The following is a 16,328-nucleotide window of genomic DNA, read 5'->3' as shown; positions in this document are numbered from 1 at the left end:
GGTGGGAATAACTTGACCTACATTAACGACAAAACATATTGGACCATTGCAGATAGAGTGTATGACCGGGATTTGACTGCTAAAGATGCTAAAAGCAGAATTCTTCCTGACTGGAAGATTGTTGAACCTGAAGGTGCTATGCTGCATGACACAAACGGTTCTGGATTCGATGCGACGGTGTTCCATAACGAAAAAACCAATCAGGTGATCATCGGTTACAGGGGAACAGAACCTCCGGATCGGCCCAAGTGGAGCGTAGCGATGGACTGGGGAACGGATTTCAGCGATGTTGTCGGAGGACGTGCGAAAACGTTGGAAGAAGTCCATCATTATTATGAAAATAATAAGGAAGAGGTGGCTAAACTCCCACCACAAGTGCAAACTGCATTTCTTCAATATGAGGAAAAGTATCAGAATAATCAATTTACACAAGCTCAAAATCTATATGATGTTGTAAAAAAAGAGTATCCCTCTGCTGAGATAACGACCACAGGCCATTCTTTAGGAGGAGCGGAGGCAGAATATGTGGCGGTGCGGAATGGACTGACATCCGTCAGTTATAATCCACCAAGCATTGTACATCTATTACCGGATGATCTTCAAAAGAAGGTAGAAAATGGAGATTTTCGAAAGACGAATGTCGCTTATGTCAACCCGAAAGATACTATTGGTTCGGGAGTTAATGATGCACAGCCACATGTGGGTGCAACCTACTTTATAGACAATGATTATAAGACGGCTAATGAAGCCAAAATCACTGTTCCTGTTTCATTACCAGTCGAAAGAGAAAATAAATGGGCCAACTTTTTTTTGGGACCCCAATGGACTCCCATTGTATATGTCCCGATTACGTTGCCCATGATGCAGCAAGATCCGATTACGAAGTTCTATAATTCGGTATTGGGTGAAGCGACGCATAGCATGGATCATTTCACATTTGATGGAAGTGGAAATATTAGCAATCCGCTGTACACCATGGATGGACAATTGGTAGAAGGAAATCCGCGGGTCCAAGCGTACGAGCAAATGCTGGCTGCGCAGGCAGAGCTCAAGCAAGTTATGGGCGATTTGGTCGAACGCTACGGTGGACAACTGGGTGCCTTCGGTCAGTTTGCTGCTAATGCCCTAGGTGTGAATTTGATGGGAGCAGGCCAACAAAATGGCCGCGCTAATGGTGGAGCTTATTTTGTAGGCAACAAAAATGGGGGTACAATTCAATTAACACCTGAAGAGCTAAAGCATGCGGCTAATCAGATGCGCTCTAGCTTGCATGGATTTTCTAGTGATACCCGTGCGTCCATTCAGTTATTTCAGGCTCATATCGGAACAAGTGAAAGTCAGTCTTTGACCCCGCTTGCGCATAGTGCTACGGCGACACTGGATCGAATTAATCGCTGGTATCAGGAATCAATTACAGAGATAGCAGAGTACATCGATCGCAAGGGTCAGGAATTTACGATGGTGGATCAATAAGAAAGAGCAGCTGGAAGAACACAACGGGAGGCGAAAGAGATGAGCAGAATATCTTTGAGCCTGGGGGATCTGCGGAGGGCTGTACAGCAGTGCGAGCAGCTAAAGCAAAGACTTCAGCATCAGGAGCAACAGATGAAAACTATATATAGTCGTCTGCAAGACTGGCGGGGTGAATCAGCTGCTGAATTAACACGCAAAATGGAGGCGTTCCTCCAAGGAACCACATTACGGATACACGAGTTGGATGAGCATAAAGAGCAGTTGAAACGTTATATTCGCAAAATGGAAGAAGCTGATCGGCGGGAAGAAAAGCGCAAACGAGCAGCACAATGGTGATTAGGCGTATATCATAGCTAACTTTATGTTGTTGTGCCAGCTACATAACTTAAAAGAACCGTACTATCGCTAGGGGACTTCTGCGGGGTACGGTTTAATGGTGTGTACATAAAAACTACATATATAGTAGAAGAAAAAATATCTCCCGAAATGCGAAAATAGCATCTTTGGAGTCTGTAGCTTGAAGTTGCTGTTATTTTGGAGCATTGTTGTATGGGCTACAGTTAATGTAAGTTTCATCTGATCAATGGAAATAGCTACTTATCTCCTTTCGTTGTTATCGGTCCTTTGATAGGATGGATCTAAACCGAGATTTTTGAAATCGGTAAGTGTAAAAATGTTCTAAAGCTACAAAGTTCGACATATTGTTCGCTTTTTCGCGATGTATACTATTGAATCAGGGATTTTAGTTTGCTATTTATCGCATATTTATGTATAATCTATCGTGTTGAAAGATTGATTGTACGTAATATGCTGATGAGGGTGGGTTCATGACGCTGCTCGACAGTAACGAAAGCAAGAAGCGGATGTGCCAGATTTACAATGAAGTTTCAAAGGAACTGTTCGGCTTCGGGACCACGCTGTTGCGGGCCACCGTTGAGAACAACATTGTTACCTTTGTAGCGAAGCACCGGCGTTCTCCACGCTCGGCGGCATTGGAAGTGGAAGCCCCCGGCTTGAAGCTGGAAGTGGATTTCCGAATGTCCATGCTGTACAAGAAGAGACTTCGCGAGAAGCTGATTGAGGATATGGAGCTCGATATAGAAGCTTTACTGCGCGATTATGATTCAGCAACGCAGTGGGCCATTACGAACATCATACTGAAAGAATCCTAATAAAATTGGATATTCGGCTTTTCGCTTCGGATCTATCTGAGGGGAGAACCTGTTATAACGCGCAGCGGGATCAACTTATTCTTTGTTTACGAAGAAAAGTATTCTTGTTTTACAAGAGTACTTTTCTTTTTTGTGTCATAAGGTATGCAGAATAAAAAACAGGGGGAGTTTCATATGAAAAAGTGGTTTAAAGGATTTATGGCTGTGACCTTGGCATCTGTGGTACTGGCAGGTTGCGGCAGCAATGCTACTGGTGGTCAGGCAGATGGAAAAGATGGCTCAGCTGATGGGAAAAAGAAACTAGTTATTTCCACATGGGGCTTCTCCGAGGACTTTTTTAATAAAGAAGTGTACGCACCTTTTGAAAAGGAGCATAACGTTGATATTGTTGTAGAAATCGGAAATAATGCGGAGCGATTGAACAAAATCAGTCAAGGCAGCACGGATGTCGATCTGATTTATCTGTCTGATTATTATGCCCAACAGGGGATTCAACAAGGGCTATTCGAGAAGTTGGATCGCAGTAAAGTGCCGAACTTGAACCAAATTTATGATATTGCCAAAGCACCGCTGGGTGAGGAATATGGACCTGCTTATACAGTTGGACGCCTCGGTATTGCCTATAATCCGGAGCTGGTGAAAAAAGATGTGACCTCCTGGACTGATCTGTGGGGCACTGAATTCAAAGGAAACGTGACTCTGCCGAATATTACGGCAACGGCTGGACCGATGATGGTGGATGCGGCCTCCAAGGTAGCGGGTAGCAAGGAATTTAATGAAGACCAAGCCTTTGGGAAACTGAAAGAGCTGAGTCCGAATATTGTTAAGTTTTATAGTAAAACGTCTGAGTTCGTAAACATGTTTAGCCAGCAGGAAATTGCGGGCGGTCCGATTATGGAAATGTACTTCAAAGATTTGCAGGCAGCTGTGCCAGGGGCGAAATTTGTGGCTCCTAACGAGGGTGCCTACGCAGTAATGAACACAGTTAATGTAGTAAAAGGGTCTGACCAGAAGGAGCTGGCTGAGGAGTTCATCAACTGGCAGCTGAACAAGGAAGTTCAAGAAAAATCCGCCAAAGCAAAGGTCGATTCTCCGGTGAATACACAGGTGGTACTGTCTGGTGCGGATACAGAGGGAATTACGTACGGTGCAGATGTAGTGAATAAGCTGACCAAGCTGGATATGAAATTCGTTAACGATCATATCAAGGCATGGACAGATCGCTGGAACCGGGAAGTTGCACAATAATGAAAAAGATCATATTAGATGTAGATACAGGCATTGATGATGCGTTGGGTATTTTACTTGCGGCCAAAAGTGGTCAGCTGGATATCCAAGCGATTACTACAGTATGCGGTAATGTTTCACTTAAACAAGCAACACTGAATACATGCAAAATCCTCAACCTGCTGGATAGACCGGATATTCCGGTCTATCGGGGGGCAGAGGCTCCATTAATACGCAAAGGCCTGCACGAGCACCGTGTTCATGGAGAAGACGGCATCGGAGGCGCATTGAGCGGAATAGTCCCAGCCATCTCTGCATCCGAAGGTTTCGCACCAGATATTATCATTGAGACTGTGATGGCTCACTCGGGGGAAGTAACGCTGGTTTGCACCGGACCGCTCACCAATCTGGCGTTGGCGCTGCTGAAGTGTCCCGATCTGACGGATCACGTCCATGAGGTCATTTTTATGGGCGGCGTTATTCACGGATGCGGCAATATCACACCTGTAGCGGAGTATAACATGTACGCTGATCCTGAAGCCGCACGGATCGTATTTCACGCAGGATTTGGTCGATTGATACAAGTGGGGCTGGATGTAACACGGAAGGCGCTGCTGACTGCCGATCATATTGCTCGTCTGACCCGTCCAGAGATTCGTAATTATGTAGCTGAAAGCACGGCCGTGTATACCAAGCGTTATGAAGAACGCAACGGCGTAAAAGCGTGTGCGCTTCATGACCCGCTTGCCGTAGGTGTGGCATTGAATTCGAGGATAGTTGATACCTCGCTGTTATATGTCGACGTGGAAACCTCCAGTCGCATATGTGACGGACAAACGGTAGGCGATGTGCAGAACCGCCTCAATCATAGTCCCAATATGACTGTGTGCGAACAGGTGGACAGCGAAGCTTTTCTGGAACTGTTTATCCAGGTGCTGAACAAGGAATAACATTTTGATAACCGCAAGGAGCTACCCATGAAGAAAACATACTTGTATTGGCTGCTGCTGCCAGGTTTGCTCTTTCTGGCGGTGTTCATGGTCATTCCGATTGTGTTGACGATCGGTTCGACCTTCGTACAGAACAGCTCATTCACCTTAGAAGGCTATCTCCATTTCTTCAAGGACCCTTATTTTCTGAAAATATTGCTGACTACGCTGGAGGTCAGTGTCGTAACGACTCTCGTATGCGTATTGCTCGGTTTTCCGACGGCTTACTATATTTCACGAAAGGCCCCGCGTCGTAAAGGGATTTTGCTGGCGCTGGCTATCTTCCCCTTGTTGACTAGTCCGGTGGTGCGATCATTCAGCTGGATGGTCATTTTGGGTCGCAAGGGGTTATTAAACAACGTGCTAATGAGTTTAGGACTCGTGGATGAGCCGCTGAATATTTTATACACCCCGGCAGCGATGATTATTGGTCTGGTCCATTTGTTTTTGCCGCTGATGATTATTTCACTAATTGGTGTGCTTGAAAATATCGACGGTGATCTTGTCCATGCTGCTCAGAGTCTTGGAGCTTCCAGATTCAGCGCATTTCGTAAAATTGTATTCCCGCTGTCTGTTCCGGGTCTGATCATTGGAAGCATTCTTGTTTTCGTAGGCAGCCTGACGGCTTATACGACCCCAGCACTGCTGGGAGGAAAACAGCGGGTTATCGCTACATTTTTGTATCAAAATGCGATGACGCTTAACGACTGGTTTTTAGCTTCTGTTATCGCAACAATTATGATTGCTATTACATTTATCGTGGTCGGTCTCTTAAATAAGGCGGCCCATAAACTCAATCCGAAGGGGTAGGTGGATATGCGGGAGAAACATTACGGACTAGGCTTCTTTAGCCTGCTGGTCTTCATCTTTCTGCTCGGTCCGCTGTTGATCATATCGGTCACTTCTTTCGAGCCGGGCACGGTATTAAAATTTCCTCCGCAGGGCTTTTCCTTGCGCTGGTATGAAAATATTTTTGAAGTGGATTTGTTTATGTCCACGTTCAAAACGTCGATTGTCGTCTCTCTGCTGGGCAATATCTTGGCGTTGTTAATCGGTATGCCAGCCGCTTATGCACTTAGTCGGTTTTCCTTTCGCGGGAAGGATGCGCTGAATGCCTTGTTCCTTTCCCCGTTACTTATACCAGGTATTGTGCTTGGTTTTACATTGCTGCGTTATTTGATCATTGTGTACCATTTGCCGGTATACGCTGGACTTTTGATCGGACATACAGTGATTATGTTGCCGTTCATTATAAGGGTCATTGCATCCAGTTTGTCTAACTTTGATTTTGCGATTGAGGAAGCAGCGCTTAGTTTGGGAGCTGGACGGCTGGAAACCTTTTTCAAGGTGGTTCTACCCAACATCCGCTCAGGTATTATTGCGGCTATCCTGATTGCCTTTCTGGAATCATTCAACAATGTCGACATTTCCGTCTTCATGACAGGACCGGGCTTCAGCACCCTGCCTATTCAAATGCTGACTTACGTCGAGAATTACTTTGACCCGACGATTGCAGCGATCTCGGTTATGCTGATGATTTTAACGGGTATCCTGATGTTCTTGATTGAACGACTGATGGGATTGTCTTACTTCACTAAAAGGTAATGGAGGCTTCAACCTTATGGCACTGCTTACTCTGGATCGCGTCTCGGTCGCTTATGACAACCAACTGATCTTGCAGGATTTCGATTTGCAGCTCGAACGGGGGCAATTGCTCTCGTTGCTCGGACCGAGTGGTTGTGGCAAAACGACTACACTTCGTCTTATTGCAGGATTTCTCGAAGCTAAACAAGGAACATTTTTGTTTGGTGATAAGGATTATACCCGGGTTCCAGTGAATAAACGGAACTTCGGTTTTGTATTTCAAAGTTATGCGCTTTTCCCGCATTTGTCAGTTTTTGATAATGTAGCCTTTGGTTTACGCTTGCGTAAAGTAAAAGAAGATGATGTAAAACGACGCGTTATGACTATGCTGGATACGGTGAGCCTGGGGGGATTTGAAAAACGTTTCCCCGGCGAATTATCAGGCGGGCAGCGTCAACGTGTGGCGATTGCACGAGCGCTTGTAATTGAACCCGATCTGCTGCTGTTTGATGAACCTTTGAGTAACTTAGATGCTAACCTGCGTGTGAATATGCGCGTAGAAATCCGCCGTATTCAACAGGAACTGGGCATCACTACCGTATATGTATCGCACGATCAGGAGGAATGTTTTTCGATTTCTGACCAGGTTGCGATTATGAATAAGGGGAACATCGAGCAATTAGATGCTCCATCGACCATTTTTAAATATCCGACGACCGAATTTGTCGCCCGCTTTATTGGGTTTAATAATTTTCTAAGCTTTGACGAGCGCACTGAAGAAGGGGAACGTATTCGACTGAATACAGGCGACCTTTCGTTTAGCGTAGTGCGTAATCAGGGTACAGTCCAACCAGGTGCTCGCCAAGGCGCTATTCGCCCGGATGATTTGGTCATTCGAACAGAAGGCAACGAGACAGGAGAAAATGAGCTTCCCGGTGTCATTAAGGTAAGTACTTACCTGGGGCGCAGCTATCAGTATGTGGTAGAGACAGCGAAGGGAAACTTTACGGCTAATCAGGAAATGGATACGCCTTACTTGAGTGGTCAACGGGTTACCCTGCATTTTCCGGCAGACAAAATGGTGCTGGTCCAATAATCAGCGGGTTCGATGAAGGAGATACATCATGCGTGCAGACAAAATGATTTTACAAGTGAAGGTGTATAACAGTTACTACAAGACGTTCGAGGAAGGCAATGTGGCTATACTTGACGGCAAGTTTATGTATATCGGTCAGCGTGGTCTGGAGTCTTTTGAGGCTGTTGAAATTGTGGAGGGGCACGGGAAATATATGATTCCCGGCCTAATCGATATCCATTTGCATATCGAAAGTACCATGGTGACCCCAGCGACCTTTTCCTATGGACTCATTCGCAATGGGGTCACGACGATTGTACCGGAACCGCACGAAATGGCGAATGTTTTCGGATTGGAAGGCATTCAGGAAATGATGGAGGCCAGCAAGGATTGCGTAGCTGATATGTTTTACGGGATTCCTAGCTCTGTCCCAGCGACGCCTTTGGAAACCTCAGGGGGTGAAATTGACATCCCCGAAATTGATGCTTTGTTACAAACGGGTGAGATGATCTGTCTGGGTGAAATTATGAATTATGTGGATGTCATTCGTGATCCGGAGAGCAAGACGAACCGCATCTTACGTCACGTTCGTGAAAACTACCCAGAGCTGATCATTGAAGGCCATACGCCGCAGTTGCTTGATCTGGATCTGCATCAGTTGATCTATGCAGGAATAGGCTCAGACCATACCCACCAAAGCATTGAGGGTATGAAGGCCAGAATGGCCGCCGGGATGTTTATTGAGATCCAGGAAAAATCCATGACCCCTGAGGTGATGGACTATCTCATTCAGGAAGACGTGGCACAACATTTTTGCTTCGTAACGGATGATGTAATGCCGGACTCTTTCGTAGAGCGAGGGCATCTGAACCACATCGTAAGTAAAGCGATCGGGATGGGAATGAAGCCTGAGGATGCGATTTATGCAGCGACGTATACTCCTGCTGCCCGGATGCGTATGCATGACCGCGGGACCATTGCGCCAGGGAAAATAGCCGACTTCGTGCTGCTATCGGATCTGGAGCAATTTGATGTAGAGCAAGTCTATAAGGACGGACTCAAGGTATTCGATAAATTCGAGGAATACCATCAGGCACCGGTAAAAAGTTGCTTTCCCGCCCACTTTTATCAAAGTGTGAAGCTCAATCCGCTTACGGAGCAGGACTTTACTGTAAAGTTGGATGTAGCTGATGGCGCACATCCATGCCGTATTATGATGGTCAAGGATGGATCTACTTTTACAAGCGAACGGATTGCACCTGCACAAGTAGAGCAGGGTGAACTGGTATGGGAACATGGTGAACATGGACTCATTGCTACGTTTGAGCGGTATGGCAAGAACGGCAACCGTGCTTACGGTTTGATCGGGGGAGATACGATTAAACGCGGGGCAGTGGCAACCACCTATTCGCACGATAACCATAACTTGTTGGTCGTGGGGCATAACAAGCAAGATATGATATTGGCCGCGAATACGGTTTTATCCAGCCAAGGGGGCTTTTGCGTAGTTGAAAATGGCAAGGTGCTGTCCCATTTACCGTTAACGGTGGGCGGAATTTTAACAGAAGGACCACTAGAAATGGTTGCTGCCCATGTGAAGGAACTGCGTTCAGCCTTACTGTCGCTGGGCTATCGCCATTACAATCCAATCATGTCGCTCAGTACTCATTCTTTGCCAGTTAGCCCGGCTTTGAAAATTACCGATCACGGCTTGATTGATGTAAATGCAGGCAAAGTTGTATCCTTAATCGTGGAACCTTCTGAAATATAAGAATAAAAGTAGAGCTGATCCATTGCGGGTCGGCTCTTTTTATTATGTAGCAGACAAAATTAACATCTTGTAGAGGCTTATTGTTGTAACCTATTTATGATGCGTTGGGAGTACTTGATGAATATTAATCAATTGGAACTTCACATAATCTTCATGATTAAACTCTAATAAAGTGCTTGAAAAACACTAACATAGTGTTATAATTAAAACAGGATTTAGATTAAGTCTAAATTAATTGCTAATTATTTTTTAGTTTTACGCATGGGATTTAGAAGAAAATCAGACACTACTGCTAGCGAGTATCAAGCATCACTCAACTATACTATGAATCATAACGAGAGGGGATTTTACACATGAGTACATTAAATCATACGAACGCACCTACACAAGAGGCAATTCAAGAACTGCACAAGGCATTGAACCGACACGTGGCTACTTGGTCTGTATTGTACACAAAACTGCATTATTTCCACTGGTATGTAAAAGGACCTAAATTCTTCACACTGCATGCTAAATTCGAGGAGCTTTACAACGAAGCAACAGCTAATCTAGATACGATTGCTGAACGTTTGTTGGCTATTGGTGGCCGTCCTGCTGCGACCTTGAAGGAGCATTTGCAACTGTCAGCTATTCAGGAGTCCGCAGGCGAGCAGACAGCTGAAGATATGGTGAAGTCCGTTGTAGCCGATTTTAAAACGATTACTGTTGAACTGGCTAATGGTATGGAAGCAGCAGAAGCGGCACAGGACAAAGCGACAGAGGATCTTCTGAATGGCTTGAGAGAAGAAATGGATAAACATATCTGGATGCTTAGCGCATATCTGGGATAAGTTCCTGGGAGTGTTTTCCACGGATATGGAGATCAGGTGAACAAGATATACATCCCGTTGGTTCCGGCCTGCTACTGGAGTATAATGACAAAGAAGCATGGAAGACCACAGGCTCATAAGGAAGTGAGCTGCCGGGATGGGGTGTAGGTTATGGAAGTGAAACAACAGCTTTTGCATGAAGCGGAGCAGTTTATATATACATGTTATGAGGAGCTGGGTCGAAGCCGCGATGATGCGGAAGCCCGGCTTCTTCATATTCGTCACGACATAGAGACTACTGGAACATACGATCATACTTACGAAGAGCTGGAACACGGGGCACTTATGGCTTGGCGGAATAGCAATCGTTGTATCGGTCGATTGTTTTGGGACAAGCTATTGGTCAGGGATGCACGTGGAGCGTCAGATGCGACGCAAGTAGTTCACGAGCTATTGGAGCATATCCGTATAGGAACAAACGGCGGTAAAATTAAGCCAACGCTTACTGTATTTCGTGCCTCCCAGTTGGGACAGCCGAATATTCGTATCTGGAACCATCAACTCATTCGTTACGCTGGATATGAAACGGCTCAAGGGGTCATCGGGGATCCAATCTCGGTGGATTTCACCAATGCTTGTAGGGATATGGGGTGGCAAGGAGCGATGACTGCTTTTGATGTATTGCCGCTGGTTGTGGAAGCGGGGGGTCAGCCTCCCAAGTTCTTTGATATTCCTGAACATTTGGTGATGGAGGTGCCTATTGAGCATCCAGAACTCTCTTGTATAGCCACTCTGGGATTGCGCTGGTATGCTGTGCCTATGATTTCGGATATGACACTGGAGATTGGCGGTATCATCTATACAGCAGCTCCGTTTAACGGCTGGTATATGGGAACAGAAATCGGTGCCCGTAATTTTGCGGATACCTTCCGTTATAATATGTTGCCACAGGTGGCAAAACTGATGGGGATGGATACGACGAGTGAAACAACGCTATGGCGTGATCGGGCGCTGGTGGAGTTGAACATTGCTGTGCTGCATTCTTTTAAAAAAGCGGGGGTCAGCATTGTTGACCATCATACCGCAGCGGCCCAATTTAAGTTGTTTGAGGAACGGGAAGCCAAGGCTGGCCGCGCACTGACAGGTAATTGGACGTGGTTGATTCCACCATTATCCCCAGCAACCACACATATTTTTCATAGTTCTTACGATAATCGGCTTGTGAAGCCGAATTTTGGAGTTCAGGAAAAGCCGCAAGGTTGTCCTTTTCATTCTGGTTAACCTAACGGGAGACTAATTGCTGGATCAGGACTCCGGTTTATCCCATACAACGATCAATAAGGTCGCGATCGGCCCTATAAGTAGTGAGAGCGCAAACCAGTTAAGCCTGCTCCGATTTTTGGACTGTGCCAACCCGGCATTAATAAGGGCAAGTGTTCCCCAGCCTAAATAATAATCTTCTGGCATGGTATTCTCCTTTGTAAAAAGGTATAATATCGTACTATGTATTGTATGAGTACATTCATAATTTCATAAGTTATATCGTAAATATAACTTTATATATCTTGGTTTGAGGAGCGAAGCTAAGTTGGAGAGAAATCAGGCAGAGCGCATTGTCGCTGAGCTTTTGGAACGGGCTGCTATAGGCGTAACAGTGAAGCTGGAGAAACGTTTTCCTGGTGGACGGCTAATTGGGGGCAAATATGCTATGCATGCTCACGCCATTACCATGTATACGGATGTTATTGAAACACAATGTTTACAGATGTTCGGCAGCGCGGATCGAGTTGAGGAGTATTTTACGGTTGTGCTTGCGCATGAGATCGGGCACGCCGCCGATACTGAATTAGAGGGTCTCTCCGATGCGATGGAGCAAGAGAACATGATCGGGACCCGGCAACGGCTTGCGCTGCAAATTGAGGAAAACGCATGGAACTATGCGCTTAGACTGGTGCCTGAAATAGAAGCATCGTTTATTTCTGCCGTAATAGACGAGTCCCTGCTTGCCTATCGAGTCCCGATTATGGAGCAGTCTGACATTGCGTAATAATGAATGATTCCAGAGCCGACAGGCTCTTTTTTTATTATTTTTAACAAACGAGGTGAACGGATAGATTCAAAGGAGCAGCTTTTTAAGCTGTGAGACGCGACCTTGAGACAATTCCAGCATTTCGGCTAATTCTTTTTGAGAGACATTAGGGTATTCCTCCATGAGCTGCTTAAGTTTATTCAGGAGCTCATTCTGATTTCTGTAGCTCCTTCTTTTCTTCGGCTGGACAGGACGTGCTTCACTCAAATGACTGGAGGGATTATCGCTCTTCAGGTTCTCAATACAACTCTTGCATATCAGATGATCTCTGAAATAGCTTAAATGATCAACGGCACCACAAAAATAACAAGAAACCCCCGTATACTTGCGAATCATCAGTCCCTCTGGTGTAATAAAAAAATCGAGAGCATCTCCAATATTAATATTCATAGAAGTGCGCAGTTCTTTGGGTAGCACAATGCGTCCCAAATGGTCTAGTGGTCGTGTCATTCCTGTATTCTTCATCATTTTTCCCCTTTCTTGGAATGCGCTTATGGTTGCTGGAATTGTATGTTATGTATGCTGGAAGTACAAAGCGCTTATATTACAGTTTGTTTTGGTATAGCTATCCTAAAAAAAGCTCCGGCATGACGAACAATTACGTCTGCCGGAGCTTGGTGCAGCCAATGAATCTAAGATGTCATGTCGAATTACTGTGGGTTGGTTGTCCAAATGCCGGCTACTTTTAATTGAACCCGTGGCGGCAGCTTCAATGCAGCTAATGTCAGATCGGCCAAATCCTGCGGCTGAAGCATGCGGTCCTCGTCACCAATATTCAATCCCGCATTTACCGCCAATTCTGTATTGACCGTGCTTGGAGTCAGCGCGGTTACCCGAATATTGGATTTGCGAACTTCCTGCATCAGTGCTTCCGTGAAGCCCATCAAAGCAAATTTGGATGCGCAATATGCCGAGCCTGTTGCAAAACCTCGTTCCCCTGCTGTGGAGGAAATGTTAATAATATTTCCGCTCTGTTGTGCCAGCATGCTTGGAAGAGCGGCGTGTGTAACATAATAGGTTCCCATCAGGTTTACGCGAATAATACGTTCCCACTCTTCGGGGTCCATATCTGCGACTGTGCCGAAGGTGGCGATGCCTGCATTGTTGATCAAAATATCGACGGCACCCAGCTCATGCTCCAGTGAAGCTACAGCAGCAGCGGCCTGTGTACGATCTGATATATCTGCAACAGCACTCACCACTTTCACACCGTATGTACTTCCCAGTGAATCCTGCAGCTTTTGTAGGTCGGTCAATGTGCGTGAGATTAACCCCAGATTAACGCCTTCCTTGGCCAAGGTCTCGGCAATTGCCTTACCAATTCCTTTGCTGGCTCCTGTAATAATGGCTGTTTTGTTTTTAAGTTCCATCCAGTCTCCTCCTTATCACTATATAACGTGGTTGTGCATCTGAGCACATGGTTACATTATACTAGGTTAAACCCCTTGAACCAAACTTCGCCTGATGAGACATTATGTAGTAGCCTCCTATTTGGAAATATCAATATCCCCTGAAGTGGTTTCGACCTTGATCACGCTCGCGGCGCCGGGAACAGATTCGGGAGTGTTTATGCTTCCAGAGTCAGAGTGGACATTATAGACACCTTTAAAATCGGGAGCCTGCTTAATATTTACATCACCGGAATCAGAATTCACTTCCAAGTTGGATACGGTGCGTTGCGTAATATTAGATTCCCCTGAGGTTAGGGATAGAAGGCCGTTACCGCTATAATCGCGGATGGTGACATCTCCTGAAGTAAGCTTTAGCTCCATATCTGCTGTAAGCTGATTGGCTATAAAGTTACCGGATGTTAGATTTGCGATCAGGTGGGTACTTCGGAGGTTTGTAATCTCGGCAGTGCCTGAGGTAGCAGTAATAGAAGTATTCTCCACGGAGGCATCTTGAAGTTTTACATTTCCTGAATGTGTATCTACCTGCAGATCAGCTAGTGTTTCCCCAGCAGGCATCTCTACAGTAATCGTTTGATCCAAATCAGGGGTAAACGAAAAGAATGACAAGGAAGGGGCCGGCTTCGATTGAATGGTAAGCTTACCGTTCTCAATTCGGGCATTATGAATCTGGTCGGCTACTTTTGTCTGAACTTCTCCGCTGATGCGTATCGTACCTTGGTCGCCAGAGCCAGGAGTGAACAAAATAGAAACATCATCAGAACTGTCCACTTTCAGGTTTTGAAGCTGACCACGTGTGAATGTCCATTTTTTATTTATAGCTGTTGTTTCTTTCATTACTTGTTGATTCCATGGAGCACCGTAGACCACCATTCCGGCTACACCGATGACAATGCACAATCCAGCTGCAATAAACCACATTTTATTCATGTTGTTAGTAAGCTCCCCTCAGGGTAGTCTGATTCCATTTCCAGTATCGCACTGTGCCCTTTACCATAAGGAGTAGGAGATAACGTACCCCAGGCAGCAGCAATAGCCCCATACCTGTTAACGTGATGGAGAAGAAGAATTTGGTTGGGTAAAAGGTGCTGTTGAGCGCATAATCAGTGACGGCGAGTAGAGGGGCTGCAACGAAACTGACCGCCACTGCGGTTAATGAAGCCCATACCGCCCATAGGGTAGCTAGAATCGGGATGGAGATCAACAAGTTGAGAAACAGCAGCCCTAAGAAAGTAAAAAGATTGCGTGCGAAGCTTCCTTGGCGAAGTGGAGGGGAAGCGTTCCAGCCTACATTGGGAACATCCAATGCTTCTCGGGCAATATCCTCTGGGTTCCCCAACTCATGGGCAATTTCAGTTTCGCTTTTTCCATTGGCCAAGCCGTAGTCAAAATGCTGGCTCAAATCACTAAGCAACTCATGGCGTACCTCTGCAGGGAGAGGAGATAGGCGCTGCTCCACCTCTGTAAGAAACTGTTTTCTATTCATCAGGATCTCCTTCCTTCAGTAGGCTTGCGACATGATGGACAAAATCATTCCATTCCCGTGTAAGTAATCTTGTATAATGGCTGCCGGTATCGGTCAGCCGGTAATATTTACGGGGCGGGCCCTCGGTCGATTCCTGTAAATACGTCGTGCAGTATCCCTCGGATACCAGACGGCGAAGCAGTGGATATAGGGCTCCCTCTGCTACTTCGATATGACGGGAGACGGCTTGAGCCAATTCGTAGCCATAGCGGTCTCTACGTCCAATTAGAACTAGAACGCATAGTTCCAGTACCCCTTTTTTGAATTGGATGTTCACATTCACGAGCGATGCTCCCTTCCTGATGTAATCATAATTCATAGGTGTCGTTCGGAATAAGGGGAAGAAACGTGTGTTTGTGCATAATTTGTCACGGGTACTAATTATAAATCAGTAGTCAGGTATAATTTAACATCATGTACTGATTAATGCAAGGTACTAAATTTTTAATAATAAAATCTTCGGGTCAAAATGGGCCGGTTTTCTTTCTTGAAGGCTTACACGAATAGCAAATCTTGTAGAATAAAGTAGTTTTATTTAGAAATTCCTCGATTTCTGGCTGGAAACACCCATAGAATGTTACTTTAATTTCATTCATTAAAATGATAGATTGTAAAGTGTTCAATAGAGCTAAAGATTACCTATTATGAAGAGGTGGATAAAGGATGGACTGGAAGCACTGGTATAGGGAATTGGAACAGGATGATGAGACTTGGGATGTGTCGGAGGAGGTTGTACTGCGTGGTGTGGTACATCTTGATTTTTGCGGGCATCCGTCGGAGGTAGAAGTCGAATTTATCGTGGGAGCCGACTCTGAAGAACAGGCACAGGCTATAGAAGAACCTACGGAACCTCAGAGAAAGACATGGGAGAAGTATATGGCATGTTCGTCAGCGATCCATCCTCAAGTATTGGAGTCCATATACCATCATTATGTAGACATCGTGGAAAAGTATCGGAAGGCATACAGCTCATGGGGAGAGGACCCTAATGAATATGCGCCTTATGTGGAGCGACCAGAGCAATTGCTGGATCGAATGCAGCTTATATCTATACTGATTTCCGACTCATCGGAAAAGGATGAACTATATTTGAATTTTAATTGTTCCTGGGATCGAGAGCATGGCTTAGGTATACATCTGAAGCAGCTAAAAATCGAGCATATTCAAGGTTTATATACATTATATGACTTGGAATAAATAACTCC

The 16,328-nt window shown here is 45.5% G+C and carries 19 protein-coding genes; 13 read left to right on the top strand and 6 right to left on the bottom strand.

Going from position 1 to position 16,328, the window contains the following annotated elements; translation table 11 throughout:
- Positions 1-12 precede the first annotated feature (12 nt).
- The 11 genes from MKX36_RS23600 (at position 13) to MKX36_RS23550 (ending at position 11,381) form a co-directional block, all read left to right on the top strand.
- On the top strand, positions 13-1,473 hold the full coding sequence (locus tag MKX36_RS23600) for a lipase family protein (protein ID WP_290402514.1): 1,461 nt from the start codon (positions 13-15) through the stop codon (positions 1,471-1,473).
- Positions 1,474-1,512: 39 nt separating this feature from the next.
- Complete coding sequence (locus tag MKX36_RS23595; protein WP_017428620.1) at positions 1,513-1,809, top strand: WXG100 family type VII secretion target; 297 nt, start codon at positions 1,513-1,515, stop codon at positions 1,807-1,809.
- Between the two features lie 491 nt (positions 1,810-2,300).
- Positions 2,301-2,645 carry a hypothetical protein gene (locus tag MKX36_RS23590; protein ID WP_013373571.1) on the top strand — a complete coding sequence of 115 codons (345 nt, stop codon included), beginning with the start codon at positions 2,301-2,303 and terminating at the stop codon, positions 2,643-2,645.
- Positions 2,646-2,819: 174 nt separating this feature from the next.
- A complete protein-coding gene (locus MKX36_RS23585) occupies positions 2,820-3,893 on the top strand; it encodes an ABC transporter substrate-binding protein (protein WP_340865862.1) in 1,074 nt (357 codons plus the stop codon).
- A complete protein-coding gene (locus MKX36_RS23580) occupies positions 3,893-4,822 on the top strand; it encodes a nucleoside hydrolase (protein ID WP_016822758.1) in 930 nt (309 codons plus the stop codon). Before MKX36_RS23585 ends, MKX36_RS23580 begins: the two co-directional genes overlap by 1 nt.
- Before the next feature lie 27 nt (positions 4,823-4,849).
- Entirely contained in the window at positions 4,850-5,671 is an 822-nt protein-coding gene (locus tag MKX36_RS23575) for an ABC transporter permease (protein WP_167437891.1), read from the top strand.
- Between the two features lie 6 nt (positions 5,672-5,677).
- A complete protein-coding gene (locus MKX36_RS23570; protein ID WP_013312456.1) occupies positions 5,678-6,466 on the top strand; it encodes an ABC transporter permease in 789 nt (262 codons plus the stop codon).
- Positions 6,467-6,482: 16 nt separating this feature from the next.
- Positions 6,483-7,541 (top strand): ABC transporter ATP-binding protein, encoded by a 1,059-nt coding sequence (locus MKX36_RS23565; RefSeq protein WP_017428616.1) that lies wholly within the window; start codon positions 6,483-6,485, stop codon positions 7,539-7,541.
- Between the two features lie 28 nt (positions 7,542-7,569).
- Positions 7,570-9,291, top strand: coding sequence for an adenine deaminase C-terminal domain-containing protein (locus tag MKX36_RS23560; protein WP_290402516.1), 1,722 nt, complete (start codon positions 7,570-7,572; stop codon positions 9,289-9,291).
- Between the two features lie 353 nt (positions 9,292-9,644).
- Positions 9,645-10,121 carry a Dps family protein gene (locus MKX36_RS23555; protein ID WP_017428614.1) on the top strand — a complete coding sequence of 159 codons (477 nt, stop codon included), beginning with the start codon at positions 9,645-9,647 and terminating at the stop codon, positions 10,119-10,121.
- A gap of 150 nt (positions 10,122-10,271) precedes the next feature.
- Entirely contained in the window at positions 10,272-11,381 is a 1,110-nt protein-coding gene (locus tag MKX36_RS23550; RefSeq protein WP_340865861.1) for a nitric oxide synthase oxygenase, read from the top strand.
- 24 nt (positions 11,382-11,405) lie between these two features.
- On the opposite strand, the gene MKX36_RS23545 is transcribed toward MKX36_RS23550, so the two are convergent.
- Positions 11,406-11,567 carry a hypothetical protein gene (locus tag MKX36_RS23545; RefSeq protein WP_162835285.1) on the bottom strand — a complete coding sequence of 54 codons (162 nt, stop codon included), beginning with the start codon at positions 11,565-11,567 and terminating at the stop codon, positions 11,406-11,408.
- 121 nt (positions 11,568-11,688) lie between these two features.
- Here MKX36_RS23545 and MKX36_RS23540 point away from each other — a divergent pair, with 121 nt between their 5' ends.
- Positions 11,689-12,147, top strand: coding sequence for a hypothetical protein (locus MKX36_RS23540; protein WP_019688890.1), 459 nt, complete (start codon positions 11,689-11,691; stop codon positions 12,145-12,147).
- 69 nt (positions 12,148-12,216) lie between these two features.
- On the opposite strand, the gene MKX36_RS23535 is transcribed toward MKX36_RS23540, so the two are convergent.
- From MKX36_RS23535 to MKX36_RS23515, 5 genes are all read right to left on the bottom strand, one after another.
- Entirely contained in the window at positions 12,217-12,654 is a 438-nt protein-coding gene (locus tag MKX36_RS23535) for an AbrB/MazE/SpoVT family DNA-binding domain-containing protein (RefSeq protein WP_013373561.1), read from the bottom strand.
- 185 nt (positions 12,655-12,839) lie between these two features.
- Entirely contained in the window at positions 12,840-13,559 is a 720-nt protein-coding gene (locus MKX36_RS23530) for a 3-ketoacyl-ACP reductase (RefSeq protein WP_016822765.1), read from the bottom strand.
- 117 nt (positions 13,560-13,676) lie between these two features.
- The gene (locus MKX36_RS23525; RefSeq protein WP_031462404.1) at positions 13,677-14,528 is read right to left on the bottom strand and encodes a DUF4097 family beta strand repeat-containing protein; all 852 of its coding nucleotides are present in this window, start codon (positions 14,526-14,528) and stop codon (positions 13,677-13,679) included.
- 4 nt (positions 14,529-14,532) lie between these two features.
- Positions 14,533-15,084 carry a DUF1700 domain-containing protein gene (locus MKX36_RS23520; RefSeq protein ID WP_017428577.1) on the bottom strand — a complete coding sequence of 184 codons (552 nt, stop codon included), beginning with the start codon at positions 15,082-15,084 and terminating at the stop codon, positions 14,533-14,535.
- Positions 15,077-15,406, bottom strand: coding sequence for a PadR family transcriptional regulator (locus MKX36_RS23515; RefSeq protein ID WP_016822768.1), 330 nt, complete (start codon positions 15,404-15,406; stop codon positions 15,077-15,079). Before MKX36_RS23515 ends, MKX36_RS23520 begins: the two co-directional genes overlap by 8 nt.
- A gap of 380 nt (positions 15,407-15,786) precedes the next feature.
- Between MKX36_RS23515 and MKX36_RS23510 the strand changes: the two genes are divergently transcribed.
- Positions 15,787-16,320, top strand: a complete 534-nt coding sequence (locus MKX36_RS23510) for a DUF6985 domain-containing protein (protein WP_117288782.1) — start codon at positions 15,787-15,789, stop codon at positions 16,318-16,320.
- The last annotated feature ends 8 nt before the right edge of the window (positions 16,321-16,328 follow it).

The organism is Paenibacillus sp. FSL W8-0439, from assembly GCF_038008995.1.
Classification (GTDB): Bacteria; Bacillota; Bacilli; order Paenibacillales; family Paenibacillaceae; genus Paenibacillus; species Paenibacillus polymyxa.
Note: the sequence above shows the minus strand (reverse complement) of the source record. Positions and strands in the feature narration are given on the sequence as shown.

Coding starts and splice junctions, on each gene's coding strand:
- MKX36_RS23595 (WP_017428620.1), top strand. CDS start 1,513: ATGAGCAGAATATCTTTGAGCCTGGGGGATCTGCGGAGGGCTGTACAG.
- MKX36_RS23590 (WP_013373571.1), top strand. CDS start 2,301: ATGACGCTGCTCGACAGTAACGAAAGCAAGAAGCGGATGTGCCAGATT.
- MKX36_RS23585 (WP_340865862.1), top strand. CDS start 2,820: ATGAAAAAGTGGTTTAAAGGATTTATGGCTGTGACCTTGGCATCTGTG.
- MKX36_RS23580 (WP_016822758.1), top strand. CDS start 3,893: ATGAAAAAGATCATATTAGATGTAGATACAGGCATTGATGATGCGTTG.
- MKX36_RS23575 (WP_167437891.1), top strand. CDS start 4,850: ATGAAGAAAACATACTTGTATTGGCTGCTGCTGCCAGGTTTGCTCTTT.
- MKX36_RS23570 (WP_013312456.1), top strand. CDS start 5,678: ATGCGGGAGAAACATTACGGACTAGGCTTCTTTAGCCTGCTGGTCTTC.
- MKX36_RS23565 (WP_017428616.1), top strand. CDS start 6,483: ATGGCACTGCTTACTCTGGATCGCGTCTCGGTCGCTTATGACAACCAA.
- MKX36_RS23560 (WP_290402516.1), top strand. CDS start 7,570: ATGCGTGCAGACAAAATGATTTTACAAGTGAAGGTGTATAACAGTTAC.
- MKX36_RS23555 (WP_017428614.1), top strand. CDS start 9,645: ATGAGTACATTAAATCATACGAACGCACCTACACAAGAGGCAATTCAA.
- MKX36_RS23550 (WP_340865861.1), top strand. CDS start 10,272: ATGGAAGTGAAACAACAGCTTTTGCATGAAGCGGAGCAGTTTATATAT.
- MKX36_RS23545 (WP_162835285.1), bottom strand. CDS start 11,567: ATGCCAGAAGATTATTATTTAGGCTGGGGAACACTTGCCCTTATTAAT.
- MKX36_RS23535 (WP_013373561.1), bottom strand. CDS start 12,654: ATGAAGAATACAGGAATGACACGACCACTAGACCATTTGGGACGCATT.
- MKX36_RS23530 (WP_016822765.1), bottom strand. CDS start 13,559: ATGGAACTTAAAAACAAAACAGCCATTATTACAGGAGCCAGCAAAGGA.
- MKX36_RS23525 (WP_031462404.1), bottom strand. CDS start 14,528: ATGAATAAAATGTGGTTTATTGCAGCTGGATTGTGCATTGTCATCGGT.
- MKX36_RS23520 (WP_017428577.1), bottom strand. CDS start 15,084: ATGAATAGAAAACAGTTTCTTACAGAGGTGGAGCAGCGCCTATCTCCT.
- MKX36_RS23510 (WP_117288782.1), top strand. CDS start 15,787: ATGGACTGGAAGCACTGGTATAGGGAATTGGAACAGGATGATGAGACT.